The sequence below is a fragment of the Bifidobacterium panos genome (genome assembly GCF_012932445.1).
GTDB lineage: Bacteria > Actinomycetota > Actinomycetes > Actinomycetales > Bifidobacteriaceae > Bifidobacterium > Bifidobacterium panos.
In genome coordinates this window covers 60,189-87,185 of the sequence record NZ_JAAIIJ010000003.1, presented here as the reverse complement: position 1 = coordinate 87,185, position 26,997 = coordinate 60,189, and the positions used below count along the sequence as shown (strand labels likewise).

General features: G+C 56.0%; 17 protein-coding genes and 2 pseudogenes. 13 read left to right on the top strand and 6 right to left on the bottom strand.

The window, feature by feature from the left end:
- Positions 1–63: 63 nt before the first annotated feature.
- On the bottom strand, positions 64–2,166 hold the full coding sequence (tkt, locus tag G1C94_RS01520; RefSeq protein ID WP_172144007.1) for a transketolase: 2,103 nt from the start codon (positions 2,164–2,166) through the stop codon (positions 64–66).
- A gap of 280 nt (positions 2,167–2,446) precedes the next feature.
- Here tkt and G1C94_RS01515 point away from each other — a divergent pair, with 280 nt between their 5' ends.
- From G1C94_RS01515 to G1C94_RS07940, 11 genes and pseudogenes are all read left to right on the top strand, one after another.
- The gene (locus G1C94_RS01515) at positions 2,447–3,856 is read left to right on the top strand and encodes an MFS transporter (RefSeq protein ID WP_172144006.1); all 1,410 of its coding nucleotides are present in this window, start codon (positions 2,447–2,449) and stop codon (positions 3,854–3,856) included.
- A gap of 95 nt (positions 3,857–3,951) precedes the next feature.
- Positions 3,952–5,049: a mandelate racemase/muconate lactonizing enzyme family protein gene (locus G1C94_RS01510; protein ID WP_172144005.1), complete on the top strand. Its 1,098-nt coding sequence runs from the start codon at positions 3,952–3,954 to the stop codon at positions 5,047–5,049.
- Positions 5,050–5,601: 552 nt separating this feature from the next.
- Positions 5,602–6,093, top strand: a complete 492-nt coding sequence (locus G1C94_RS01505) for a PBECR4 domain-containing protein (protein WP_172144004.1) — start codon at positions 5,602–5,604, stop codon at positions 6,091–6,093.
- Positions 6,094–6,343: 250 nt separating this feature from the next.
- Complete coding sequence (locus tag G1C94_RS01500) at positions 6,344–9,748, top strand: DUF5107 domain-containing protein (RefSeq protein ID WP_172144003.1); 3,405 nt, start codon at positions 6,344–6,346, stop codon at positions 9,746–9,748.
- Between the two features lie 242 nt (positions 9,749–9,990).
- Positions 9,991–10,851 (top strand): AraC family transcriptional regulator, encoded by an 861-nt coding sequence (locus G1C94_RS01495; protein ID WP_172144002.1) that lies wholly within the window; start codon positions 9,991–9,993, stop codon positions 10,849–10,851.
- Between the two features lie 235 nt (positions 10,852–11,086).
- Complete coding sequence (locus G1C94_RS01490) at positions 11,087–11,800, top strand: HAD family hydrolase (RefSeq protein ID WP_172144001.1); 714 nt, start codon at positions 11,087–11,089, stop codon at positions 11,798–11,800.
- A 360-nt stretch (positions 11,801–12,160) separates the two neighbouring features.
- The gene (locus G1C94_RS01485; protein ID WP_172143999.1) at positions 12,161–13,387 is read left to right on the top strand and encodes an ABC transporter substrate-binding protein; all 1,227 of its coding nucleotides are present in this window, start codon (positions 12,161–12,163) and stop codon (positions 13,385–13,387) included.
- Between the two features lie 131 nt (positions 13,388–13,518).
- Positions 13,519–14,535 carry a carbohydrate ABC transporter permease gene (locus G1C94_RS01480; RefSeq protein WP_253902259.1) on the top strand — a complete coding sequence of 339 codons (1,017 nt, stop codon included), beginning with the start codon at positions 13,519–13,521 and terminating at the stop codon, positions 14,533–14,535.
- Positions 14,532–15,365, top strand: a complete 834-nt coding sequence (locus G1C94_RS01475) for a carbohydrate ABC transporter permease (RefSeq protein ID WP_172143997.1) — start codon at positions 14,532–14,534, stop codon at positions 15,363–15,365. The genes G1C94_RS01480 and G1C94_RS01475 overlap by 4 nt, the downstream gene beginning before the upstream one ends.
- A gap of 2 nt (positions 15,366–15,367) precedes the next feature.
- On the top strand, positions 15,368–17,734 hold the full coding sequence (locus G1C94_RS01470; protein WP_172143995.1) for a beta-galactosidase: 2,367 nt from the start codon (positions 15,368–15,370) through the stop codon (positions 17,732–17,734).
- Between the two features lie 470 nt (positions 17,735–18,204).
- A pseudogene (locus G1C94_RS07940) lies at positions 18,205–18,298 on the top strand (Fic family protein); the annotation flags it as partial.
- A gap of 2 nt (positions 18,299–18,300) precedes the next feature.
- On the opposite strand, the pseudogene G1C94_RS07725 reads toward G1C94_RS07940, so the two are convergent.
- The 5 genes and pseudogenes from G1C94_RS07725 to G1C94_RS01445 form a co-directional block, all read right to left on the bottom strand.
- Positions 18,301–18,540, bottom strand: a pseudogene (locus G1C94_RS07725) (cupin domain-containing protein); the annotation flags it as partial.
- Between the two features lie 216 nt (positions 18,541–18,756).
- Positions 18,757–20,235 (bottom strand): type I glutamate--ammonia ligase, encoded by a 1,479-nt coding sequence (gene glnA, locus G1C94_RS01460; protein ID WP_172143991.1) that lies wholly within the window; start codon positions 20,233–20,235, stop codon positions 18,757–18,759.
- 193 nt (positions 20,236–20,428) lie between these two features.
- Complete coding sequence (locus G1C94_RS01455) at positions 20,429–21,202, bottom strand: DUF4191 domain-containing protein (protein ID WP_172143990.1); 774 nt, start codon at positions 21,200–21,202, stop codon at positions 20,429–20,431.
- A gap of 69 nt (positions 21,203–21,271) precedes the next feature.
- The gene (locus G1C94_RS01450; RefSeq protein WP_172143989.1) at positions 21,272–22,771 is read right to left on the bottom strand and encodes an FAD-dependent oxidoreductase; all 1,500 of its coding nucleotides are present in this window, start codon (positions 22,769–22,771) and stop codon (positions 21,272–21,274) included.
- A 33-nt stretch (positions 22,772–22,804) separates the two neighbouring features.
- On the bottom strand, positions 22,805–23,431 hold the full coding sequence (locus tag G1C94_RS01445; protein ID WP_172143988.1) for a DUF3043 domain-containing protein: 627 nt from the start codon (positions 23,429–23,431) through the stop codon (positions 22,805–22,807).
- Between the two features lie 128 nt (positions 23,432–23,559).
- On the opposite strand from G1C94_RS01445, the gene G1C94_RS01440 reads away from it, so the two are divergent.
- A complete protein-coding gene (locus tag G1C94_RS01440; protein WP_172143987.1) occupies positions 23,560–24,927 on the top strand; it encodes a dipeptidase in 1,368 nt (455 codons plus the stop codon).
- A gap of 327 nt (positions 24,928–25,254) precedes the next feature.
- Positions 25,255–26,487 carry an ATP-binding protein gene (locus G1C94_RS01435; RefSeq protein ID WP_172143986.1) on the top strand — a complete coding sequence of 411 codons (1,233 nt, stop codon included), beginning with the start codon at positions 25,255–25,257 and terminating at the stop codon, positions 26,485–26,487.
- Positions 26,488–26,997: the final 510 nt, after the last annotated feature.

Genomic DNA, 26,997 nt, shown 5'->3' with positions numbered 1-26,997 from the left:
CAGTGTGTTAATTCAGTGTGTTCCTGGCTGTGTTCGATTGTGTAATTGATTTGAGTTGAGCCGTCACTTCATCACGGAAGCCGCTTCAATCGATTCGCCCGCCGCCTCGACGACATGCTCCGCGTTGATGCCGAGCGTCTTGAGATTGTGCAGGCCTTCGCCTTGCAATCCGAACGTTTCGACGGAAACGGCCTTGCCGAACGTGCCGAGGTACTTGTGCCAGGGCTGAGCCAAGCCGGCTTCGACAGAAACGCGAGCGAACACGGTGGGCGGCAGCACGCTGTCGCGATATGCCTGATCCTGCTGCTCGAACCACTCCATCGACGGCATGGAAACCACGCGCGCCTTGACGCCCTTGCCTTCAAGCGTCGTTGCGGCTTCAAGCGCGACCTGCACTTCGGAACCGGTGGCCATGATGATCACATCCGGGGTGCCCTCGCTGTCCTTGAGGATGTAGGCGCCCTTCTTGACGCCGTCCTTGGCAAGAGCGGCAGTTTCGGCCAGCGTCGGTAGCACCTGACGGCTCAGCACCATCGCGGTCGGAAGGGTGTTGTCCTTCTCGAAGAAGTAACGGTATGCCTCGGCGGTTTCGTATTCATCGGCGGGGCGCACCACTTCGAGGTTCGGGATGGCGCGATATGCCGCCAGATGTTCCACCGGCTGGTGGGTGGGGCCGTCCTGGCCAAGGCCGACGGAATCGTGCGTCCAGACATACAGGTTGGGAATCTCCATCAGTGCGGCGAGACGCACGGCTCCGCGCTCGTAGTCGGCGAACTGGAAGAAGGTGCCGCTGAACGGGCGGGTGTCCGAATCCAGCAGAATGCCGTTGGTGATGGCGCCCATCGCGAATTCGCGCACGCCGAAGTGCATCTGGCGGCCATAGGGGCCGGCCTTCGGGTGCTGCGAGGTGGCGTATTCCTCGGGTGCGAACGAGGTTGCACCGTCGATGTCGGTGAGGTTGGCACCGCCCAAATCGGCCGAACCGCCCCACAGTTCCGGCATCACCGGCGCGATGGCGTTGAGCACGGCGCCGGACGCGGCTCGCGTGGCGACTTCCTTGCCGACTTCATAGGTGGCCTCAAGATCGTCGATGGCCTTGTCGAAGCCTTCCGGCAGCTTCCCGGCCTTGATGCGGTCATACAGCGCCGCTTTGTCGGGGTTGTTCGCGCGCCATGCCTCATAGCGCTTGTTCCACTCCTCGTGGGCTTCCTTGCCGCGCTGCGCGACTTCGCGGGCGTGGGTCAGCGCCTCTTCGTCCACTTGGAAGGTTTGCTCCGGGTCGAAGCCGAGCAGGTTCTTCAAATCCGCAATGGCCTTCGCGCCCAGCAGTGCGCCGTGCGTGGAAGGGTCGTTGACCTTGCCGGGGGTGGGCCATGCGATCAGCGTGTCCACCTTGATGAAATGCGGGCGGTCTGTGACCTGCTCCGCCTTGTGCAGGGCGGCGGCCAGCGCTTCGGTGTCCTCTTTATAGGAACCGTCGGGCTGGATGAAGCTCACCTCGTCGGTGTACCAGCCATACGCTTCGTAGCGCTTGAGGATGTCCTCGGCGAACGCGATCTGCGTTTCGCCCTCGATTTGAATATGGTTCGCGTCGAAGATGACGGTGAGATTGCCGAGCTTCTGATTGCCTGCCAACGAGCACGCCTCGGCGGAGACGCCTTCCTCCACGTCGCCTTCGCCGCACACGACCCACACCTTATGGTCGAACGGCGAGGTGCCGGCGGGGGCATCCGGGTCGAGCAGTCCGCGCTGATAGCGCTGCCCGTAGGCGAAGCCGACGGCCGAAGCCAAGCCCTGGCCGAGCGGGCCGGTGGTGATTTCCAGGCCGGGCGTCAGGCCGTATTCGGGGTGCCCGGGGGTGCGGCTTTCGTCGCCGCCGCGGAAGTTCTTGATGTCGTCGATATTCAGATAGCCGGCGTAATACAGCTGAATGTATTGGCTCAGCGAGGCATGGCCGCCCGAAAGCACAAAGCGGTCGCGGCCGGGCCATTTCGGGTCGGCCGGGTCGTGCTTGATGAAGTGCTGATACAGCGTGTAGGTGATCGGCTGCAGGGAGATGGCCGAGCCGGGGTGTCCGTGCCCTGCGTGCTCCACTGCATCGGCGGACAAGACCTTGCCCATGTTGACGGCTCTGGTATCCAGTTCGGACCAGTTGAATTCGGTCATGAACGGTTTCCTTTCACTGTGAGGTTGCACGCGGATTGAAGTTCCGCCTTCGTTGGCAGCTACTTCGGTGGGTGCGCTGTTTTGTTTATATATCAAAGGATTTTGCGGCGACACGTGTGTGTCGTGTTGACAAATTCCTTTGTTGGTATCTAATATATCACACGTATATGAAAAAAATACCACGGTGGTGACGGAGTTCACCAATGGTTCACCAACGTGGAATATGGAATGATGACTCATTGATGAGACGTTGTTCCCGGACACAAAGGAGTGTGCTGATATGGCGAAAGCTAATCTGGCCATCTACGACACGATCGAGCAGGCGAAGGCCATTCTCGATCGTCAGGAGGCGAAGCACGCATCAAAGGCCGGCTGGCTGATGGTGACGGCGTTGCTGATCGAATCGTGGGACATCTATTCGATGTCGTTCATCATGACGCACCTGAAGGATGTGTTCCATCCCTCCGCCGCGTTGCTGGGCTTCACCTCGGCGGGCACCCAGCTGGGCGCCATCGTCGGTGCCATTCTCGGTGGTTGGCTGACTGATAAGTACGGACGCCGCAACATCTTCATGGCCTCCATGACGATGTTCGCCATCTGCGCCGTCGCCCAAGGCCTCGCCCCGAGCATGGCCGCGCTGGCTGTCATCCGTTGCATCGCCGGCATCCCGGTTGGTGCCGATGTGGCCAACGGCTTCACCTACATGATGGAGATCATGCCCAAGGGCAAGCGAGAAGTGATGGCCAACAGGTGGCAGTTCATGTTCTCGCTCGGCATCCTGTGCGCCATCGCGCTGGTCACCGCTTTCGAGCTGGGCAGCCTGAGCCCGAACATCACGTGGCGTATCATCCTCGCCATTCCGGCCATTCCCGCCGTTCTGCTGCTGCTCGCCCGTCACAACCTGCCGGAGACCCCGACTTGGTACGTTGAGCATGGCCGCTTCGTGGAAGCGCGCAAGGTCGCGGCTGACTACTACGGCAAGGATGTGCTCGCCGGTGTTGTGCCCGACGAGAACATGACCCTCCCTCGTCCGACTTGGGGCGAGACCGTCAAGGATCTGTTCTCCGACGAATTCACCCGCCGTTCCACCATCTTCGCTTGGATCTCCAACTTTGTGCAGGCGCTTGAGAACTACTCTTTCTCCTTCTATCTGCCCACCATCCTCGCCGGCCTCGGCATCGCGACTCTGGTGCAGAACAACCTGGCCATGTTCGTGGTCTACATCCTCGCCTCGATCTCCGCATTCGTCGGGCCGATGCTGTTGCCGAAGATCGGCCATAAGGGCCTAAGCCAGTGGGGCTTCGGCTTGGTGGCCGTGGGCATCGTCATCTCCGTCATCGGCATTGCCAACAACCAGATGTTCATCATTATCCTCGGTTCCGGCATCATGCTGTGGGGTCACTACTGGTCTTCCGAGAGCGGCCAGACCGTCGCCTCCCTGGTTGCCAAGCCCGCCTATCGTGGCGCAGCCTCCGGCATCGCCTACACCTTCGTCAAGCTCGCCTCGTTCGTCACGTTGTGGGTGTTTCCGGTGCTGTTCGAGCAGCTCGGTGTGGTCAAGGCCGATCTCATCGTCGTCATCTTCCCGATTATCGCGTTCTTGGCGGCCACCTTCATCCTTCCCGAAGTGTTCAACCACGCGGTTTCCGCGGACACCATCAAGAAGGAGGGAGCCGCGGAATCCAAGTAAGTACCATGCCGGCGCGTCCGTGCGGCGCGTCGGCCACCATCCAATAAACCAACACAAAGCAACAAATAGCAAGTACATAAAGGAAAAGGAACATCATGAAGGAAATCCCAACCATTGAAAGCATCAAGCTCACTCCCACCCGCGTGCCGCTGCCCGAAGGGCCGTGGGGCGACCAGATCCACCACGTGGAGAACATCGAGGTCGTCATCGCCGAAGTGATGGGTTCCAACGGTCTGACTGGCGTGGGCTTCAGCCACACCTCCGGTTGGTGTGGTGCCACCATCGCGCAGCTGGATGAGGAGATTATCCCCGATGTCATTGGTTTGAAGGTTTCGCCGCAGGGTCTGTGGCGTCGCTCCTACAAGTACATCCACGATGTCGGCGGCGCCGGCGTCACCACCCACGCGCTGTCCGCCCTGGACATCGCCTACTGGGACCTGCTCGCCAAGTCGCTGGACGTGTCGCTGTACGACCTGCTCGGCAAGGTGCGCGACCGCGTCCCGCTGTATGGCTCCGGCATCAACCTGAACCTCACCGTCGAAGAGGTGATCGAGCAGGTCAAGCGCTGGAAGGCCGAAGGCTACATCTGCGCCAAGGTCAAGGTCGGCAAGCCGGACATTGAGGAGGACGTCGAGCGTCTGACCAAGATTCAGGAGGCCGTGCCCGGCTTCCCGCTGGCCGTCGACGCCAACCAGGGCTGGAGCCTGCCGGCCGCCCTGCGCGCCTTCAAGAAGTTCGACCATCTGAACCTGCTGTGGATCGAAGAGCCGCTGCCCAGCGACGACATCGTCGGCCACAAGGTGCTGCGCGAGCGCGTGAACACCCCGATCGCCTTGGGTGAGAACACCTACACGCTCAACCAGTTCAACCAGCACTTCGAGCAGGGCTCCTGCGACTACGTGCAGGCGGATCTGGGTCGAGTCGGCGGCATCACCGGCTACCTCGACATCGCGGCCGCGGCGCGTGCGCACAACCTGCCCATGACCCCGCACTTCGTGATGGAACTGAGCGCCTCGCTGCTCTCCTGCGTCCCGAACATCTACGCCTCCGAAATGACCGATGGCGGCACTTGGACTGCCCTGGGCATCTTCAAGCCGTCCGACAACATCGATCACGGATATTGGGTCCCGCCGACCGCTCCGGGCCACGGCCTTGAGCTCAACTGGGACTACATCAACGAGCACAAGTTCTGATCGCTGGGTTGGTGATTGCCATGATTCCGCAGAGCAAGGTCTGTTCCGGGTACGCCGTCGCCATGGCCTACATGGCGTACGTCGAGGCCGCGGGTTTCTCCGCCACTCTCGTGAAATTAGGGCGTGACAAATGGCGGGTAGCCATCCCGTCCCACGAATAATCCAATGCGACAGAACAAGAAGCTCCCGACTATAGTCGGGAGCTTCTTGTGTAATTGGGATTCACATGGAACTGACAACTGGCAAACCAATAATGTCGGCCAATAGATAATCAGAATCCAGAGGAGCATGGCGACAATGGTTCCATTTTCGGGTTTGCACGGTCAGTCGTGGCCGTGTCCGTTGCCGTGTCGCTACGTACAAAAACGGACGCAACGAAACATCCCCAAGGTCGTTTTTGTACCGCCTGACCGACGGTGACGAACAGGGCTGGCTTATCTTTGAGTTTGAGAAGGGAAGGTTAAGTTTTCGGCTGACTGCGCCGTATGGTGAGGAGCAGCGCAGGGCGGCAAGTGAACTGCGCCCTGTTTTTTGTTCGCGGGAAGGGGAATCATGTCGCAGTCGGGCACACGCTCGAAGAGGGGCATTCTCCACGACATGCGCAAGGGTGCTCAGTTCTACCGCGAACTTCTTGGCAGAAGCGTCACCATCATCCACCGCGATGATGGCTCCCGCTATGAGATACATTGGGACAAGAACCGTTTCCGCCATCTTATCGGACTGACATACAAGGATGGGCCGGCGGGCCGCTTCTACGATGATGTTCTTGGAGGCAAGGTGAAATTTCGTCCATTGGCTATCGGGAAGGAATCGATTCCGCGCAGCGCAAGGGGAAAGTCATTGGGCATGCGTTGGCGCTGCGGGACGCGTGTTATGTGGTCGTGTCGGGCAACAATGGCATCGCGGTCTATTGCGGCGGTCTGGAATGGTCGCTTGGTCTGGTCAAGGATGCCGACGGTCTGCAAGATTCATACGGCGAACCCGTTTACCATCCCGCCAGTATTCGAGACGATGTTCATTCGTCCCGGAAGACGGATTCGCTGAGCCGTCTGGCAGGGAGGTTCTGTGATGGGGAAGTGCCATTATGGTGATGCGAACGAGGATTGGAAAGGGCTGGCTGGATCCGAAAGTTGTGCGAGGGATGACTGATGTTGCTGACAGCAATATGCTGTGATGATATTCGATGAGCAAATAGCAGTATTTCTATATAGTGAAGCAACAAACAAAAAGATGGCAGCAAAACAAGCCATAGTCTGGTAGCAACAAACAAAAATACTGTTGCGAAGGAGCAATTATGGCTGCTAATACAGTCACCGTTCAAGACACCACGCTCATCATTCCCACTTATGGTCTCGGCGAGCCGGATAAGAACCCGCAGTTCATCGAAAAGCGTGTCTACCAAGGGTCAACCGGTAAGGTCTACCCATACCCGGTAATTGAATCCATCAAGGACGAGAAAGAAGACAAAACTTATAAGGCGGTAATTCTTGAAAACGAGTATCTCGAGGTCACTGTGCTGCCTGAGCTTGGCGGCCGTATTCAGTACGCCAAGGACAAGACCAACGGTTATGACTTTGTGTACCGTAATGATGTGATCAAGCCAGCTCTCGTGGGCCTGACCGGTCCATGGATCTCTGGCGGTATCGAGTTCAACTGGCCGCAGCATCACCGCCCTACCACATACTTGCCTGTGGATTACAAAATTGTGGATTTGGAAGACGGCGGTAAGTGTGTGCAATGCCATGACGTGGATCAGATGCATGGTACTGAAGTGGTTACCACCGTGGCACTTTATCCGGGCAAGGCCTACATCGCCATTACCGGCGATCTCTACAATGGCACCGCATTCCCGCAAACTTTCCTGTGGTGGGCCAACCCTGCCGTGCCGGTCAACGACCATACTCGTACGGTGATGCCTCCGGATGTGACTGCAGTGATGGATCACGGCAAGCGTGATGTTTCCCGTTATCCGATTGCCACCGGCACCTACTACAAGCACGACTATTCCGAAGGCGTAGACATCGGCCGCTACAAGAACGTGCCGGTGCCGACCTCCTACATGGCCGCTGGATCCAACTACAACTTCGTGGGTGGCTATGATTATGAGCAAGATGCGGGCATTCTGCACATTGCCGACCATCACATCAGCCCCGGTAAGAAGCAGTGGGTGTGGGGCTGCGGTGATTTTGGCAAGGCATGGGATCGTAATCTCACCGACGAAAACGGTCCCTACGCTGAGCTCATGACAGGCGTGTACACCGACAATCAGCCCGACTTCACTTGGCTCAAGCCGTTCGAATCTAAGAAATTTACGCAATACTTCATGCCATACAAGGCTGTGGGATTGGTGAAGAACGCCACGCTTGACGCCGTTGTGAACCTTGAGTTCGGGCCGGTCGACCCAGCCAAAGCCGCAGGTGAAACCGAAGGTGTAGACGGTCATGGGCTGAACGACGGCCAAGGACGTGTTACCATCTATGGCACACACAAAGTCGAAGCTGCTCGCGTGTCTGTGACCACGAGCAATGGCTATGTGCTGTTCGAAACGATTTCAGAGCTTTCTCCGACGAACATTATCACCGCCGAATTCTCCACGAGTGGTGTGACCCCAACGCAGATCACCGTAACTGTAATCGATACCGCCACAGGCAAAACGCTTGTGGACTATACTCAACTGCCGGCAAGAACCAACAAGATTCCTAGCCCCGCCGAAGCCGCACTCGACCCAGCCGACGTGCCCACCAATGAGGAGTTGCTGCTCACGGGCCTGCATCTTGAACAGTATCGCCACGCCACTTATCTGCCCGACCCGTATTATCTCGAAGGGCTGAAGCGCGATCCGGGCGACGCGCGCATCAACAACGCCTATGGTCGTCTGCTCATGCGCCGAGGCGTGTTCGACAAGGCCAGACCGTACTTTGACAAAGCCATCGAACGTTTGACTCGTCGCAACCCGAACCCCTACGATTCCGAGGCCTATTACAACCTCGGCCTTGTGAATCTCTACCTTGCCGATTTTGCACCTGAACATTTGGCAAAGCAGTATGTGGACAAGGCGTTTGATGCCTTCTACAAGGCAACCTGGGACAACGCCCAGCAGGAGATGAGCTACTACTGGATGGCCGCCATCGCCACTCGCCGAGGTGACTTTGCCGATGCGCTTGACTACGTGGAACGCGGATTAATCAAGAATGCTAAGAACCTGCACGCTTGCGGGCTCAAGGCCTATATCCTGCGTAAGCTTGGATGTACTGAAGATGCGGCGGTCACAGTAGACGCCAACCTCGAGGCTGATGCCTTCGATTACGTTTCCGGTTTCGAGCGTTTCCTGACTAATGGCGATGAGACAATCTTCGCCCTCATGCGAGGTTTCACCCAGAATTATCTCAAGGTCGCCCGCGACTACGCCGCCTTCGGAGCCTACGAAGAAGCGTTGCGGTTGCTTGCCCGCGCCGATCAAAGCGACCCGATGGTGAACTATTACGAGTCGTGGTATTCCGCCAAGCTGAATCATGCCGAAGCCGCCAAGGCATTCCTCAAGGCTGCCGAAACCGCGGACAGCGCCTACTGTTTCCCAAACAAGCTGGAAGACATCGCTGTGTTGCGCGCCGCCATTGCTCTTGGAGAATCGGCTGGTGTGAACGTTGCCAAGGCATTGTACTACCTCGGTTGCTTGTATTACGATCGTCTGCAGGCTGACTTCGCTATTGAGCTATGGGAGCAAAGCAAGGTTATCGATCCAAGCTTCCCGACTGTGCACCGCAACCTCTCGCTCGCCTATTACAATAAACGCGGCGACAGCAAGAGAGCTTCGGTGGAAATGGAAGAAGCGTTCCGCTTGAACCCCACCGATAGCCGTGTATTCCTTGAACTCGATCAGCTGCACCGCACGCTGGGTTGGAACTATGAGCAGCGCCTGAAGGAGTTTGAGCAGCATCTTGACGTGGTGCAGGGGCGTGACGACTTGACCATCGAATACCTCACCGTGCTCAACCTCACTGGCCACTACGCCAAGGCATTCGAGCTTATGGGTAAGCGTCGCTTCCATCCATGGGAAGGTGGCGAAGGTAAGATTACCACGCAATATCGCATCGCTTTGACCTTACTGGCCAAAGATGAGATGGCTGCTGGCGACTGGGCTCGTGCTAAGGAGCTGCTGACCCAAGCTCAGACATACCCCGAAAACCTAGGCGAAGGCAAGCTCGAGGGGCAGAAGGACAACGACCTGCACTACTATCTGGGTCTCGTTGAGCGCGAACTGGGCAATAGAGAAGCATCAGAACGTGAGTTCCGCCTGGCCACCGTCGGTCCTGATGAAGTGAGGGGCGCGATGTATTACAACGATCAGCCTGCCGAGATGATTCTCTTCCAGGGTCTTGCCCACAAGGAGCTGGGGGAGAAAGGTGCCGCCAATGCCCGTTTCTACCGCCTGCTCGATTTCGGCGAACAGCACTTGGATGATGAGGTGAAGATTGAATACTTTGCAGTCTCTCTGCCGGACTTCCTTATCTACGACAAGGACTACACCAAGATGAACCGCATCCACTGCGAGTACATCATGGCGTTGGCCTGCATCGGCATGGGTGAGATAAATAGGGCCGAGCGGCTGCTTGCTGATGCCCTTGCTATTGATCCCAGCCATATTCAGTCCAATCTGTTCACCGATGAGCTGGCGAACCGACATGTGATCGACCGATAGGCAGCAGCAGATATATTGTCTAGGTAGGGGTTTGAAGTACATTCATGTTCAAACCCCTACGCTTATGTGTGGATCTCTACATAACTTGATGGCGAACGCTTGCCACGGCGAGTCTTTGTGTTGAAATTTCGCCAAGTCAAACATTTGGGAATAGCCATAATCATGCACCGCAAATAAAAGCCATTAGAAGTGTTATACATTGTTGTATATAGATTTACTGCTTCGCATAAGGGAGGTCGGCGATGAAGCCAGCGGAACGGAACGTTGATGTTGACAAGTCATCGTTTCTTATTCACACGCCTTCCGCGGTTGCTAGGCGCACATTTCTGTATTTGCTGAGAGCTGGTAATTTTTGCTATGAGTCCGGATACTTGCTGGAGCGCAGCTCGTTTGACAGCTTTCTGGTGATTTACGTAAAAAGCGGCTCTCTGGATTTTAACCTGCCTCAAGGGCGTTTCCATGCTTCGGCCGGGCAATTTGCCTTGGTGGATTGTTACGCGAAGCATGTCTATGGTACTGATGAAGCCACAGAGGCGCTATGGGTGCATTTCGATGGCATCATGGCCAGGGCATACTTTGATTTCATCACGGGCAAGCTTGGCAATGTGTTTTCCTTGCACAACCCGGGCTATGCGGCAAACAGATTGAGGCAAATCAATGATATGGCCGTTTCTCCATCAGGGTTTTCCGAACCCCGTATGGCCAAGTGCATTACCGATGTGCTCACCGAGTTCGCTTCGGAATCAGAGCCTGGTGCCCCCGCCCGGCAGTCGCGGGTCATAGAAGATGCCATCGCTTATATTGCTGCGCATCTTGATGAGCCGCTCACAGTGAAGGAACTGGCGGAACATGCGTATTTAAGCGAATATCATTTCATTCGCGTATTTAAAAGGGAAACCGGTCTGACACCGCACGCCTATGTGATCGATGCCCGATTGCATACCGCCAAATATCTGCTGGTAAACAGTGATGCGACGTTGAAACGGATTTGCGAGCGGTGCGGCTTTTCTTCGACCTCGGTGTTTGGCGCTGCGTTCAAGCGTGCCGTCGGATCTTCTCCGCTTGAATATCGTGCGTCAAACCGCGTCACGGAGAATGATTAAACGTGAGTGATTACTTTAGACTCAGCCATCTCTGAACCAGGTCTTCTCCGACCCCAAAGCGTTCGGGAATATTTGACATCTGGATTCGCCGAGCAAAGGCGTAAAGCGTAAATAGACGCGTATACCTTGGCTGGCGAAGCTGCTTGGTGTTGTGAAATTGCGTTGTTATTCGCTAAAGCTGCGTTTTCGTTTTGACGGCGCATACGCATAATCGCGTTGCAAGTACCATGAAATCATGAACATCGTAAGTGCTGTCGATCAGTTGAGATTACCGGCAGCGGTGCTGTGGGACATGGACGGCACGTTAGTTGATTCGGATCGGTTCTGGGCAGACGCGGAGCAGCAATTATATATGCAGTATGCGCCAGATCAATCATCGGCGGCTGGTAACAGTATTCCTCCGGATGTGTCCAGAGCATTGGAAGGGGCGAGCCTGTCCGAATGCGCTCGTGTGCTGCGTGAGTCCGGCGTAAATCTGCCCGCGTGGGAGATTATCGAGCAGCTGGTTTCCGCAGCGGAGGCATCGCTTACTTCTCAGCCGATTCCTTGGGCGGACGGGGCCTTGGATTTGTTGCGCAAATTGGCGGCTCTGCATATCGATTCGGTACTGGTTACAGGCTCGCCTATGCGCATAGTTCGCCATGTACTTGCTGCCGCGCCAGCTGAGACATTCGGTCCAGATAATGTGTTCGCTATCACTGGGAATAGTCCATTGCCCGCCAAGCCTGCTCCCGATCGGTATTTGGCGGCCGCCTGCATGGCTCAGGCCGATATTCGCGACTGTGTGATTTTCGAGGATTCCTCCACGGGGCTAGCCTCTGCGCTTGCGGCAGGTGCAGGTGCAGTGTATGCGCTTACTGCATTAACGCGCAGTCCAGCAAAAGCCGATGCGCGTTATCAGTGCATTCAAGATTTTCGAGGGATCGCAGTGCAGGCATTGTTGCGATGAATAAGAGGAATGCCTTCCCTAAAATTTAGGGTTTTGAGGGCGTTTCCATCGATGACTCCCATAGCAATGTATGTTGACCATGCGTCGGGTAACTTGACCCGAACTGCCGGAAAGGTGGCTCGTCTGTCGATAGCGTCATATCATGCTGCAATGCTTCATCTGAAAGCAATTTTTCTCTATCATAGAGCAATCGCTCGATGAAGATTGAGAAAAAGCGACAATATGATGTTGGTGTCAAAGATTTTCTGAAGGGCTGAAACGTTGATGTTTAAAGCTTTAAGAAATCATTGATTGAGAAAAACTGACTTTGAAAGGGTCGAGACGATGAAGTGCTCAACTGGAAAATATATGGTGAGGACTGTGGCCGTTATTACCTCTATTGGCGTGGCCGCATCGCTTGCTGGATGTAGTGCTACAGAAAGCAATGAGAACGAGATTACCTTCTTTGCCAACAACACGCAAGACAGTTACCAGAAGCTTATTGATGGTTTCGAGGCTGCTAACCCTGGCATCACCATCAAATTCTCTACCACCAATGGTGCGCAGGCTGGCTACCAGCAAACCTTGCAGACCCGCATTTCCGGAGGCCAGCTGACTGACGTGTTTGTGGCTCCGCCTGAACAGCTTAATGATCTTGTGAAAAACAACACGGTGAAAGATCTTACGGATGAACCGTTCATGGCGGATCTCAATGATACAAACAAAGAGCAATCATCGGTGGATAGCAAGATTTATTCCATGTCCGTGACCTCGTGGACGAACGCTTTCGCCTATAACAAGGATCTACTGGCCAAGGCGGGCTACGACAGCATTCCCGAGACGTGGGATGAATTTATCGAGATGCTCAAAGCTTTGAAGGATGCCGGTGTGGAAAAGCCCTATCTGGAGCCTAAGGCCGGTCTCGGTGCCATGGTGGAAAGTTGGATTGGCTTTGATTCTTCCGAGGCAAGCAAATCCATTGACCAACAGATTACCGATGGCGACACCACGTTTAAAGATACATACGGCGAATACTATGCCGAATGGGCAAAGCTGTTTGATACAGGTGTTATGGGGTCTGAGGTTACAGGTCTGGGCGACGATCAGGTGCGTACTGAATTTGCCGCTGGCCGTCTTGCGGTGATGCCCTCTGGCTATTGGGATGTGAATACCTTCAATGATGCTGGCCTGAACTATGCATTTGGCCGTCTGCCAATGCTTCACAAAGAGGACACTCCTTATGCTCCAGGTGCGGCTGACTCCGGATACGCCATCAACTCGAAGATCAGCGGCAAGAAGCTGGAGAACGCTGAGAAGTTCCTTGCCTATATCGCATCTGAGGAAGGTCTGAAGAACGTGCAGGATGGCTTGGGTCTTATTCCTGCCACGAAGAACTATACGCCGGAAATTGACGAGCACTTCTCTGAGCCGTACGAGCTGTACCTTAGCACCGGCAATCTGTACCTTAACACTTTGGGATGGCCTACTTCCGGGCGCTCAACGCTGAGAGCAGAAACCTTCGCTCAGCTTCAGCAAGTGGCTCTTGGTTCCGAAACGCCAGATCAGGCCGCATCGAATCTTGATGCCAAGATCAAGACGCTTTCCTGACAGCATCAGCCTTACGCGATCGATTCATGCGCATGGGTTGAGTGAGCCGCTCGCACCGCTTGTGTTAAGGATCCATCCGACCTGCATGAATCACATCGAATCATCAAATTTTTCGATCATAAGGAATGATTATGTCAGTCACACCATCAGTAGATGCCGGTGCCATGCGGACGCTATCGCACAACACGGTATCTGGTTCGCACGCTTCTTCCGGTCCGGAGCGAATCAGTCTTCGCGAGGCTGAACATCTCAGGGCGCGTAAGCGGCGTAACCTCATGGAAAATTTCACCTCATTCAGGTTTCTTCTGCCCATTCTCGCAGTGTTCATTGTTGTGGTGCTGATACCGTTCGCCCAGAGTATCGTATTCAGCTTCACTGATTATTCGGGATATGATTTCGCCACAGCCAAGTTTGTAGGATTGCAGAACTACGTCACTGTGTTCACCGATCAGACGCTGCTCGCAGGGCTTGGTTTCACCTTGTTCTACACGATTACGACCACGTTGATCATTACTATGCTCGCTTTGCCATTGGCGGTGGTGCTGAACCGCAAGTTCTTCGGCCGTAACTTTGTGCGATCACTGTTCTTCTTCTTTTCCGTGCCATCGATGGCCGTGCTTGGATTGGTCTGGCAATACATCGTCTCTCCGTTGGAGTCAGGCGCAATCAATCAGCTGCTCGCCAAGTTCGGTATTGATGCAGTGCCGTGGCTTTCCGATACGAATCTTGCGCGTTTGTGTGTGATCGTGATTGCCGTTTGGGCACAAGTCGGTTGGCATGCCACGTTATATCTGGCATATTTGCAAGCCATTCCTGCCGATATCTATGAACAGGCTGCGGTGGACGGCGCAAACCGGCGTCAACAGTTCTTCAACATCACGCTGCCGCAAATGGTGCCGGCTATGGGCATCTCAATTTTCATGCTTTTGACTGGTGGCCTTAAAGTTTATGATCTTCCCTTCACCCTTACTTCCGGCGGTCCTGGCCATGCAACCTACACCGTCACCCAATCCATCATCGTTACTGGCATAGGCTCAGGGCGTTACGGCTTAGGTTCGGCACTCGGCGTGATTTTCTTCCTGTGCTGCGCCCTGCTGGTTGCCATCCAGCAAATCGTCACCCGAGCTATTGGAAAGAGGCTGTCATGAATATGAAAACTTGCGAACGCGCTGGGTCTATCGTTCGATCAGTGGTGATGATTGCCATTGCTTTGATTTGCGCTGTACCACTCTATGTGGTGGTGATCAACACCTTCAAAACATCCGGCGATATGATGTCCGACCCGTTCGGGATGCCAAAGAATTTCACCTTTGTCAACTATACCGATGCCTGGACTAACCTGCCGATTGTTTCCGCATTCAAAAACACTCTTATTGTTACGGTAATCGGTGTGGGGCTACAGGCCCTGATCGGATCGCTTGCCGCGTATGGCATGATCCTGAAGAAAAGCAAGTTCACCGTTGCCATTGGTATATTCCTTATGCTGTCTTTTGTGATTCCCGGTCAGACTCTGCTTATTCCTCAGTACAAAATGGAAGCTCAGTTCGGCTTGGTGGACTCACTGCTCGGCCTGATCGTACTTTACACAGCGGGTGCCACCTTCTGTTACTTTCTCATCGTGCAGTACATGTCTGGCTTGCCAAGTGAGCTTTTCGAAGCGGCACGAATCGATGGTGCAGGCCCGTGGCGCATCTACTGGACCATCGTGTTGCCGCTTATTCGCCCGATTATGACCACAGTGGTCGTGTTCCAAACCATGTGGACGTGGAACGACTTCATGACCCCGAACATCTATATTTCTTCGGTGGATAAGCAAACCATCGTATTACAAGTGTTCAATGCCATGGGGCAGTTCTCTACCAACTGGCCACTGTTCATGACCATTACCACTATCGCACTCATTCCCGTATTCGTGTTCTTCCTCTTCTGTCAGAAGTGGATTGTTGCCGGCCTCGTTGCCGGGTCTGTGAAAGGCTGACCATGCACACCCTCAACCTCACCAATTTCACTCCGAAAACCATCAATTCATTCCCCATAACCCGAGGAGACTGGGGAAGTGCCCCGAACGGCGAAACCATTGATTTCACCAACTATTTCATGACCTTTGATGGCAAGCCATTCTATGGCAATTGCGGCGAATACCATTATTCACGCATGGATCCCGCGCGATGGGACGAACAACTCGCCAAAATCGCAGCCGGCGGTATCAATGTGGTGTCCACTTACGTGTTCTGGAACCATCACGAAGAGCATGAAAACGAATGGAATTTCGCAGGTCGTCGCAACATCCGCCGATTCATCAAACTCTGCACCAAGCATGGTCTCAAAGTGATTGTGCGTTTGGGGCCTTTCGACCACGGCGAGGTGCGCAACGGCGGCATTCCCGACTGGATGTACGGCAAGCCCTATGAGGTGCGTTCAACCGATCCCGGTTTTCTGAAGAAGGTGCGTGATTTGTACCGCCATATCGCCGAGCAGCTCGACGGCTTGTATTTCAAAGATGGAGGGCCAATCGTTGCGGCTCAGCTTGACAACGAGTACATGCACTCCTCAGCACCGTGGGAGATGACCACCGGCATTACTAACGAATGGGTTCCCGGCGGCCATGATGGTTTCGATTACGTGCATGCATTGCGGGAGATTGCTGAAGAGGAAGGCATTTCGGTACCGTTCTACACCAACACGGGTTGGGGTGGCTCCCCAGTGCCTGACGACGTGCTGCCACTATGGGGTGGGTATGCATACCGCCCGTGGCTGTTCTACGCCGACCCCGGCGATCATCCGGTCACTGACGAATACGTGTATCGCGATTTCCATAATAATGCCTGCCCGCGCGGCGAGGAATTTGACCCGACATACGAGCCGGAAACCAAGCCTTATGCCTGTTGTGAGATGGGCGGAGGCATGTTCTCCTCGTACAATTACCGTTTTGTGTTGCCTATGAAATCCGTGGATGCCATGGCCAACATCAAAATGGCCTCCGGCTGCAACTTCCTCGGCTACTACATGTATCAAGGTGGCTCCAACCCCATCGGAGACGGTATCTATCTGAATGAAAGCCAAGTGCCGAAAATCTCATACGATTTCCAGGCAGCGCTCGGCGAATTCGGCCAAATGCGCGAATCGTACCGTCGTTTGAAGGCCTTGCACTATTTCGCGCTTGCCTTTGCCAATCGACTCGCGCCTCTGGGTGTGGCGGTGCCGGAAGACCAGCAGGAAATCGATCCGAAAGATATGGAATCGTTGCGCTGGTGCGTGCGCACCGATGGGTATCGCGGATTCGTATTCATCAACAACTTTCAGGATCATGCGGCTATGAGCGACAAGCATGGCGAGTCCATCGCTATTACACTGGCCGATGGTACTGAGATGCGTTTCGATCAGCTCGGATTGGCGCGCGATGAGAACTGCGTGCTACCGTTCAATATGGATTTGGACGGGTTGACTCTCGTATCCGCGAGCGTACAACCGGTTACCTCGGTGCAAGCCCCAAAACAGCAGCATCGCACTTTCGTGTTCCTCAAGCCCGAGGGTATGGATGCAGTGTGGATGCGCTTTGCTGGTGATGTTGCAGTGAATGCTCATGATGCCGATACTGCCGCTGCATATTCGGTGGAGTCTGGGGCTGACGGGGGCACCGCAACCGTTGTGCGTATCGATGCTGGCACCGACGTCGCAACATTCGATGTTGCTGGAGAGCATGCTTCGGTCACGGTTATGGTGATCAGCCGAGCTAAGGCTGATGCCATGACTGTGGTTAATGGCGAGGCATTGGTATTTGCGCAAGATGCTTCAATCTCCTCTGAAACATCCGAGCACAGCATTGTACCGGCAGGGGATGCTGCGGCAGCATATGTAGCTGACGGCAAGGTCAAGGTCGAATCCATTTCGCCTTCCATTACGATTACCGCTTATCCATCCGATTACGTGAACGCTTCTGAAGCGGCGTTCCCCGCCAAGACCATCGAACCGGTGGTAGAGAAACTGTCTGATACCCGCTACGTGATTGAATTGCCTGATGATTTCATGGAAGGCGATGGCGTTAAGGATGTGCGTCTTAAAGTGCGCTATACCGGCGACATCGGCTGGCTGTGGGCAAGCAATGTGCTGGTGGACGACAACTTTGCCAATGGTGATGTGTGGGAAATCGGTCTGCGTGAATATACGGATCTCATTGTCGATAACTGCAACCGCCTGGTGTTCACCATCACCCCGTTGAAGGAAGGCACAAACGTAAACGTGGAATCCGCCATGGCTGCTCGCATGGAGAACGTGGACGCTCAGGTGGCTGGCCTGATTTCAGTTGAAGCGCAGCCCATCTATGAAGCAGCATTTTGTATACAGTAAGGTTGCTCTCAAGCAGTTATCACTTTTGAAAAGTGATTAAGCAAAGAATCGCAGTAGCTTTCTAAACTGAAAAGCTACTGCGGTTTGCTTTGCTTGCTCAGAGAAAAGACTGATACAGTCAAGAAGAATCTGCTTGACTGATTGGTGAGTAGGGGCAGAGTGGGGAGAACAATACGAGCGTGGCTCAGCATTTACTCTGGGATGAGCGTGAATATGAAATACCATCTGTGTACGCTGTTCAAATCCGCGCAATTTGAACGATGACTACCCGGAATGCCCGCAACCGATGAGCATGTAGAGAGTTAAAGGGATATAAGACTTTGGCACGGTTGTTTCATGCCGACAGGAGCGGGGACTTCTACACCAACCACAACAGGCTCGCGGAACAGCGTCTACGGGACGACTCCACATTCACCACCGAAATCGAAACCCCTCTGGGTGAGTTGTTCGTCGTCACCTCGTGCTCACTCGAATACATCCACCCGGTCTACGACGGCAACGGCAGGACAGGACGCTATCTGCTCGCCCTTTAACCTCAGTCACGACCTCACACTACCTACAGTTGGCTTCAGTTCCTTCGGCTCCTCGCCTTCCAGTTGGTAGTAACCACGTTCGCCAACCACAATGAGAAACTACGCGGCATGGTGGTGGATACACCAATGATTACGGCACCCGGGTTCGAAAGTGACATTGTGAATCGAAGCCTCCGGAGCATCAAGAACTGGGGCCAGCCAGCTTTGCCCGTCGAAATGCTGAGCGAAGGCATCATTCGTATCTCCAAGCGGGAATACACTGGGATTGTTCATTCTGCACGTTGCGGATTTGCATGTACTGGCCATGGGCCTTCATGCCGTGCCCGAACAGCCGATGTAAGCGTCTTCCGGTAGACGAAAAAACACCACGACCCCCGCATGACTTCGAACAAGTCGTACGGGGGTCGTAGTGTTTCCGACGTAAGTATACCTAGCGCCTATACTGAACCCTGAAACCTAGTCGGCAGTAGGGCTCAGTGACTCTGGCTATCAGATGTGGAAATAGAGTTCGTACTCGAGCGGGGTGGGGGCCAGGCGGGCCTGATCGATCTCGCCGCGCTTCAGGTCGATCCACGTTTCGAGCAGATCGTCGGTGAACACGTCGCCGGCGGTCAGGAAGTCGTGATCCTCTTCGAGGGCGTCCATGGCTTCGGCCAGCGAGCTCGGCACCTGCTTGATGCCCGCATGCTCTTCCGGCGGCAGCTCATAGAGATCCTTGTCGACGGGCTCCGGCGGCTCGATGTGGTTCAGGATGCCATCCAGACCAGCCATCAGCTGCGCGGAGAACGCGAGGAACGGGTTGCAGGAAGGATCCGGCGCGCGGAACTCGATGCGCTTGGCGGCGGGGGAGGTGCCGGCCAGCGGGATACGAATGGCGGCGGAACGGTTGCGAGCCGAATACACCAAGTTGACGGGAGCCTCGAAGCCCGGCACCAAGCGGTGATAGGAATTCAGCGAGGGGTTGGTGAAGGCCAGCACGGAGGAGGAGTGCTTGATCAGGCCGCCGATGTACCAGCGGGCAAGATCCGACAGGCCGGCGTAGCCCTTCTCGTCGTAGAACAGCGGCTTGCCGTCCTTCCACAGGGACTGATGGCAGTGCATGCCGGTGCCGTTGTCGTCGGCGATCGGCTTGGGCATGAAGGTCGCGGCCTTGCCAGCCAGCGCGGCGGTCTCATGCACCACGTACTTGTACTTCATCAGATCGTCGCCCGCGTGCTGCAGGGTGTTGAAGCGGTAGTTGATTTCCTGCTGGCCGGCACCCGCCACCTCGTGGTGGGAACGCTCGAGGATGAGGCCGACCTTCTGCAGGTTGGCGACCATATCGTCACGCAGGTCCTGGGTGTGGTCAATCGGCGGAACCGGGAAGTAGCCGCGCTTGACGCGGTTCTTGAAGGCGATGTTCGGGGTGCCGTCCTCTTCGGTGTCCACACCGGTGTTCCACGGAGCCTCAACGGAGTCCACCTCATAGAAGGAACGCTGCATGGAGTTCTCGAAACGCACCTTGTCGAAGATGAAGAACTCGGCCTCGGGAGCGAAGGAGGCGGTGTCGGCGATGCCGGTGGACTTCAGGTAGGCCTCGGCCTTGCCGGCCACCTGACGCGGGTCGCGCGAATACGGCTCATCGGTCAGCGGGTCGACGATGGAGAAGGCCACGTCGAGCGTCTTGTGCTTGCGGAACGGGTCGATGAACGCGGTCGCGATGTCGGGAACCAGCTTCATATCGGACTCGTTGATGGCTTGGAAGCCCTGCACCGAGGAACCGTCGAACGGCATGCCCTCGTCGAAGGCGTCCTTGAGGAACTCACTGGCGGGCACGGTGAAGTGCTGCTGCACGCCGATGAGGTCGGTGAAACGGATGGAGACGTATTCCACGCCTTCCTTGTTGATCAGGGCCTCGGCATCAGCCTTAGTTTTCAGTTCGTCGGTCACGGGACCGCTCCTTTCATGAGACTTACGAGAGACAAGCATAGAAACGTGCGTTTCGCGCACTCGTAGTTTCGGTTACGAGCATGTTTCATGGCCGATTGGCCGCGTTATGGCGCGGATGTGGCGGGCTGACACTGTCCGAAGCATGGATGAGAAACCCCGGCAACCATGTGGAACCGGGGTTTGTCGATACGGGTTATCGCGTTACTGCATGCTACTGCATACCATTGCACACTCAGCGTCCGCGCATGGCGCGACGGCTGATCTTCTGCGCGCGGTTCGGATCGACGCCCTTGGGCACGCCGTAGCCGCTCTTCGACTGCAAGGTGCGCAGACGGTCGTTCAGGATGGCCAGCTCACGCTTGGACATCAGGAACCGCGAACGCGGATGAATCTTCGCCACCAGCGCGTTCTTGTGGTTGGAAGGCACATAGCTCTTCTGCTTGGTGATCACCTTGCGCAAGTCCTTGAGCTGGGTCTGGTTCTTGCCGGTGCCCACGCAGATGCGATACACCGGAATGGACGAACCGGCCGTCACGCCCTTGATGGAATGTTCCTGCCTGTCCATCGCGCGGTTGACGCGCTCGTAATCGCCCTCGCCAATCAGATAAATGCCGTTGTATCCAGTGCCGCGCCACACCGCGTCCTTGGTGCGCGGGTCGACCCACACCGGCTCCTGCGGGAAGCTGAAACCGGCCTTGTTCATATTGCTCAGCACGCTGATGGCCGCACCCATACGGCCCTCCAGCTGGCGGTATCCCACGGCGTCGGCGCGGCGGGTGAGCATCATGGTCGCGAACATCAAGCCGAGCATCACGAACATGACCATGCTCAGAATCCAGCCCAGGATCGACCACTTGAAGACAATGCCCAGCACGACACCCAGCACGATCGGGGCGAGCAGTGCGCCGCCGCACAGCCACGGCAGCTGCTTGTCTTCCTTATAGGTGAATTGGAACACCTGGATGATCTGCTTGATCATGCTTTTCTTCTGGGGCTTGTCAGCCATGCTTCCTCACTTGCTTGGGAATCGACATACTGGCCGATAGTCTACCAGCGCCCGTGCCCCCGTGGTGCTTCAGCGTGTGTGCAATGGGCGACCATCCGCCTTGAGGAGCGCCTCGCCCAAGGTTTCGCTGAAGGTGGGATGGGGATGGATGAGCCGCGCCGCCTCGCTCAACGGCACACGGTTGCCCACCAGTTGGGCGGCTTCGGCGATGAGCTCGGTGGCGGTGGGGCAGACCATATGCACGCCCAGCACGACGGGGGAGCCGGGGAAGCTGACTCGCTCGCCGGCCACCACCGTCAGCGTGCCGCCAGTCGCGCTCATCAACATGCGCGCGTTGCCCATCATCGGATAGGTGGTTTCGCTGATGTTGGTGAATGACTGATTTTCTTTGGCCTGAGCTGCTGTTACACCCACACATGCGGCCTGCGGATGGCTGAACACGACTTGCGGAACCGTCGTCTCGTCCACGGGCTTCGGATCCATGCCGGCGATGGCTTCGGCCACGGTGATGCCCTGCTCGAAGGCGCGATGGGCGAGTGCGTGACCGGCGACGATGTCGCCCACCGCCCAGATGTTGGCAGTTGGGGTGCGGCCCAATGCGTCGGTGGTGATATGGCCGGTTTCATCGGGGGAGAGATTTGCGGCGGCCAGCCATGCGGCGTCGGTGTTCGGTGTGCGCCCGATGGCTCCCAACACCACTTCCGGCTGGATGGTCTGTTCGTCGTCGGTGCCGCTCTGGGTGTAATGCACTGTCGCGCCGAGATTGGATCCGGTGTCGATGCGCGTGACATTCGTATTGGCCAGCACGTGAACGCCCTGACGCTTCAGTTCGCGCGTGAGGATGACGCCGACGCGGCGATCCCACGAAGAGAGCACCCTATCCTTACGAATCAGCAACGTAACGTCCACTCCGGCCGCGTTCCACATCGAGGCGAATTCGACGGCCACCGCACCTGCGCCGACAATCGCCGCCGAAGCGGGGAACTCGTCAAGTGCCAGCGCTTGCGTGGAATCGATCAGCGCGCCATGGAAATCGGTTCCCGGCAGCGGCTGGGGGCGCGAACCCAAGGCGAGCACCACATGAGCAGTCCGTAGCTCGACGGATATGCCCTGCGGTTCGGGTTGTTCGCCCCTTTCAAAGCGCAACACCTCGGTTTGGCCGGGGGCGGCGCTCACCTGGACAATGTGGATGGCGTCGTTTTCGGCAGCTGGCGCCAAACGGCTCACCTCGCCACGAAACACTTTCACCCCACGATGCGCAAGCAAGGCCGCCAGCCCTTGCGTCATGGTGCCGACCACGTGCAGCTTCCAGTCGCGCAATGCGCCGTAATCGACCTCGTCCACATGCGCATTGATGCCGATTTCGCTGCCATGGCGCACGGCATCGAATGTGCTCGTCGCTTCGAGAAGCGCCTTGGTGGGAATGCACCCGCGGTTCAGGCATGTGCCGCCCAGCGTCGCGTCGCGCTCGATCAGCGCCACTTTCAACCCGAGCTGCGCCGCGCGCAACGCCGTGGAATATCCCCCCGGCCCTGCGCCGATAATGGCAATATCGAACCGTTCGCTCATAACTGCTTGACTGCTTAACTACTTAACCGAGTGTCACTCAGGCCAGTGGCCGCGCTTGGGGTAGCGGGGCTTGGGAAGCCTCCAGCGGCGAATCTGAATCGCGCGGCTCCAGGCATAGGAGGCGGAGCGCGTGCCCTTCGCCACAGAAGCCTCGCCATACTTGGCGATGAGCTTCTTCTTCAAGGTGTGCCACATCAGCGCGATATCGACGATGATGGCGATCAGATACCCATACATGACGATCAGCGGAATGATTGAAGCGTAAACGTTCTGTATGGTCGCGCTGAGGATGATCGACACGGCGATAATGCCGAACGCGACGGGAATGAAGAACTCGCCGATATTGAAGCGGGCGTCCACATAATCGCGGATATACACGCGCCAAGGCAGGCGCTCCGACTTCGGCATGTTGTTGATGTCGCCGGTGCGCATGGCCTCGTATTCGGCGTTCTCGCGCTCGCGCATGCGCGCCTTCGCGGCCTTCCTGCTCGCCTTGCGGTCGGCGGGCACCAGCGGGTGCAGGTTCTGCGCCTGAGCGTCCTTGCGCTTGGGGGTGGGGCGACCTTTGCCTGCTGCGGCTTTGGATTCGGTCGGTTCTCCGGATGGCTTGTCGGATGCGTCGATCGGCTCTTTGGCGGCTTCTTTGTTCTTCGATGTCATGCTTGCAGGTTACGGTGACGCCTAGACGCGCCCAACCGCATGAATATTGCCATTCTTAGGCGGTCTGTGGTCGTGATATGCAAGATATATAAAAGGTATTTGAAGGTCTTATAGGGGAGACAAAAAGGATGGCACAACTTACGGTGGATATTATCCGCGCTCGCGTTGAAGAGGACTGGACCCGCATCGTCGAGGTGCTCAATCGCAAAATCGCTTTGCAGTCGATTTCCGCCAAAGGCATCACCGCCGAACATATGAAACGTTCGGCTGAGTTCGTGGCCGAACAGCTGCGCGAAGTGGGCGTGGACGCTAACGTGGTGCAGTCGCACAATCCCGATGGCACGCCTGGCGCTTGGGAAGTCACCGGCTCGAAGATTGTGGATCCGGGCGCGCCCACGGTGTTGCTGTATGCGCACCACGACGTGCAGCCGGTGCCCGACGAGAGCGCATGGCGCACCGATCCGTTCGTCGGCACCGAAATCGACGGGCGTCTCTATGGACGCGGTGCGGCGGACGACGGCGGCGGTATCGCCATCCACTGCGGTGCGCTCAAGGCGCTGGGCGACGAACTTGGCGTGAATATCAAGGTGTTCATCGAAGGCGAAGAGGAGATGGGTTCGCCCAGCTTCATCCCATTCATCGAAAGCCATCGTGACGAGTTCGCCGCGGACGTCATCATCGTGGCCGATTCGGGCAACTGGTCCGCCGACATTCCCAGCCTGACCACGTCGCTTCGCGGCAACACCGACATCGATGTGACCATCAAGGCGCTTGAACACCCAGTGCATTCTGGGCAGTTCGGCGGCCCGATTCTCGACGCGAACACGCTTGCCGCCATACTGATCGCCTCCATGTACGACGCCAACGGCGACCTCGCCGTGCCGGGAATCGTCGCCGAAGACCCCATCGGCGGCTTGCAACGCGATCTTGACGAGGCCACCGTACGAGAGGATTCCGGCGCGCTCGCAAGCTATCGTTTCGCCGGCACCGGCTCGCTGGCCGCGCGCATGTGGACCAAGCCGTCCGTCACCGTCATCGGCTTCGACGCGCACCCCGTCGAGGGCTCGTTCAACGTGATCAGCCCGCAAACCACATTCCGCCTGAGCCTGCGCACCTCGCCCAACCAGCGACCCGAAGAGGCGCAGGAGGCGTTGGCTGCGTTCCTGGTTGAGCACGCGCCGTTCGGAGCCGAAGTGAGCGTCAAACGCGGCGAAAACGGCATGGGTTGGGCCATGGATCCGAATGCCGAGGCCACCAAAGACGCTTTGGCCGCGATGCAGGAGGCGTTCGGCGTCACCCCCATCAACAAGGGCGAAGGCGGCTCGATCCCGTTCATCCCCGAATTGCAACGCATTTTCCCCGCCGCGCAAGTGCTGGTCACCGGCCCGGAGGATCCGAAAGCCAACGCCCACAGCCCCAACGAATCCATTTCGCTCCCCGGCCTGAAGAACAACGTCATCACCGAAGCCCTGCTCCTGGCCAAACTCGCTCAATAGCTGTGTTTCTTCCCGCATGGGAATGAATCGCGCACCTTTGGGTGCGTTGCCGCAGGGGGCTGGCGGCTTGCTATTTCCTACCGCTCTGGGCTGAGCCGTGAAGCAGACAGCCCGGTGGGCTGTCTGTAGGCGAAGTGAGCAGCTGTGCTGCGAAGGACGCGCGAAGCGCGTCATGGCCAAGTCTTACGTACGTAAACAGCAAGCCGCCAGCCCCCTGCTCACCTGCGTAATCGCGTTGCGTTTGTCTATTGAATGGTTGAGGTGTTGTCGACCGATTCAATTTCGGCTAATATAAAGTGCAGTAGTCGATTAGCCGAGGTTTGTACAATGGAATATATACAACGAGCAATATCTGCAACCATAAAAAACAGAGCGTCAAATTCTAAAGTGCTCCTTCTGACGGGAGCAAGGCAAGTAGGCAAATCAACGGTTCTCAATCACGAGTTTACCGACTATAATTCCACGACTTTTGACAGCAGAGAAGAAAGAAGAACAGCCAGAGAAGACCCTGCTGTTTTCTTCTTGAACAACAAGCCGCCTCTCATCATAGACGAGGTGCAAAAAGAGCCGAGCATACTTGAGGAAATAAAGATCAGAGTGGACAACTCGGACGAACGGGGGAAATTCATTCTGTCGGGGTCGCAAAAACTCGAGTTAATGAAAGGAGCAAGCGAATCACTTGCGGGACGTGTCTCCATCCTTAACCTTGGCGGCTTGTCCCTTCGTGAAATCCACAACGTCGATTTCAATAGACATTTCGTTCCCAACGACTCCTACATGAACGAGCGTGAACAGCATGGCCAAACATACGGCGACGTCTGGGAGGTGATCTTTAAAGGCTCGTATCCTGAAATGTACAGTTCAAATAGAAGCTGGGAGGATTTTTATTCCTCCTATGTAAACACCTATATTGAGCGCGATATTAACGAACTGATATCGGCAGACAGCGTAACGTTTGCAAAGTTTATGACTGTTGTAGCCGCAAGAACAGGAGAGCTTCTTAATTATGCGAATATCTCTCGCGAGGTGGAAGTTTCGCTACCCACTGTTAAATCCTGGGTTTCGATTCTCGAGAGAACGGGGATAATCCACCTTTTGCCGGTGTACTCGTCAAGTGCGATAAAAAGGGCGATCAAGACGCCGAAAATATATTTTCACGACACGGGGCTTGCGTGCTATCTTGCAGGTTGGACCGAGAAAACGGCAGTTCAGAGAAGCGCCGTTGCCGGGAATATGTTTGAGACATTTGTTGTATCCGAGATATTGAAATCGTTCAATAATGAGGGCAGGGATTACAAAAATCACGTATTTTTTTATCGAGGGAAAGACAAGAGCGCCGTTAAGGAAAATGAGATCGACCTCATCATTGACGAAAATGGTGTGCTGTACCCAGTTGAGATAAAGATGACAGGCAACCCAACTGTAAAAATGGCGGCTGCAAACTCCGTTCTTGAAAAGGTTCATGACAGGCAGGTGGCAACAGGGGTCATTCTTTGTTTGTGTGATAAAAAGAGGTATTTGAGCGAGAACGTATTGGCTTTGCCGGTTGATTATTTGTAAGTCTCAATCAGGCTTTCGAAGAAAAGATTCTTCTTCGGAAAAGAGAAATAGCAAGCCGCCAGCCCTCCTGGTCACCTGCGTAACCATGTTGCGTTTGGTGCCACTCATCTCACGTTCTGCTTGACGTTTCCCAAGTTGAACCCAACGTGACCTGACGCTGGAAGGGAGTGTGGGGCTGGGATGTTCCATTTTCGTAAGTAAGACTTGGCCATGACGCGCTTCGCGCGTCCTTCGCAGCACAGCTGCTCACTTCGCCTACAGACAGCCCGCCGGGCTGTCTGCTTCACGGCTCAGCCCAGAGCGTTAGAAGATGGAACATCCCAGCCCCACACGGCAACGCACTTACTGTGCGGCGATGACCAAAATAAGCGATAGTGGCCTGTCTGCGGTGGCGTTTAGTGTGGGGAGCGACACGGGAGCTGCCTGTTTCGGCGGCTGAGAGGAGATCAGAAACGATCTCGACCGATGGAACGTGAGACCGGGTAATGCCGGCGCACGGATTGTCTCTCT